This is a genomic window from Sphingomonas faeni (genome assembly GCF_024273235.1).
GTDB classification, from domain to species: Bacteria; Pseudomonadota; Alphaproteobacteria; order Sphingomonadales; family Sphingomonadaceae; genus Sphingomonas; species Sphingomonas faeni_A.
This window is the reverse complement of sequence record NZ_JANBVH010000103.1, coordinates 1-805: the sequence shown is the minus strand read 5'-3', so window position 1 is coordinate 805 and position 805 is coordinate 1. Positions and strand designations below refer to the sequence as shown.

At 63.2% G+C, this 805-nt stretch carries 1 pseudogene; it reads right to left on the bottom strand.

The features are described from left to right. Positions 1-747: pseudogene (locus tag NLI89_RS21685) on the bottom strand (IS5 family transposase); the annotation flags it as partial. Positions 748-805: the final 58 nt, after the last annotated feature.

Genomic DNA, 805 nt, shown 5'->3' with positions numbered 1-805 from the left:
ACCAGAACGCGATGGCGGTTGCGATCGCAACGGCTGAGAGGAAATTGGCGGCGAGCTTGTCGTAGCGAGTAGCGACACGGCGGAAATCCTTTAGGCGGCAGAAGGCGTTCTCGACGAGGTGACGCCCGCGGTATCGCTGCTTGTCATAGCGGACGGCTCTTTTCCGATTGCGGCGCCCGGGGATAACCGGCGTGGCACCTGCCTCGCGTAGCGCCCGGCGAAGGCTATCGGCGTCGTACCCTTTGTCGCCGAGCAGGTATCGCATACGCCCTGCGCGTTCCAGAAGAGTGGGCGCGGCTTTGATGTCGCTGACATTGCCCGGCGTCAGCATCAGGGCATAGGGACGGCCGACAACGTCAGTGAGCGCATGGATTTTGGTGGTCCAGCCGCCACGCGATCGTCCGATCGCTTGCGTCGAGCGCCCCCTTTTGCGCCGAACGCCGCGCGCTGGATTTTGACGTAGGTGCTGTCAATCGCGGTGCTCTTGGTCACCACCCCTGCGTCGACCAGCGCCGCCAGTAACTCCAGCCAGAACCCGCGCCGTGACCAGCGGTTGAAGCGGTTGTAGATCGTCGTCGAAGGCCCGTAATCTGCGGGGCAATCGCACCAGCGACAGCCGACCTTCAGCACGTGGACGATGCCCGAGATCACCCGCCGATCATCCACCCGACGGGCACCAGGTTGGTTCTTCGGCAGATGCGGCTGGATCGCTGCCCACGCTTCGTCCGACAACCAGAACAACGCCATTCGCCGCCTCCTACCATCACACGCACTGTGAATCAGGAAGCTCGCACCAGATCAAGAG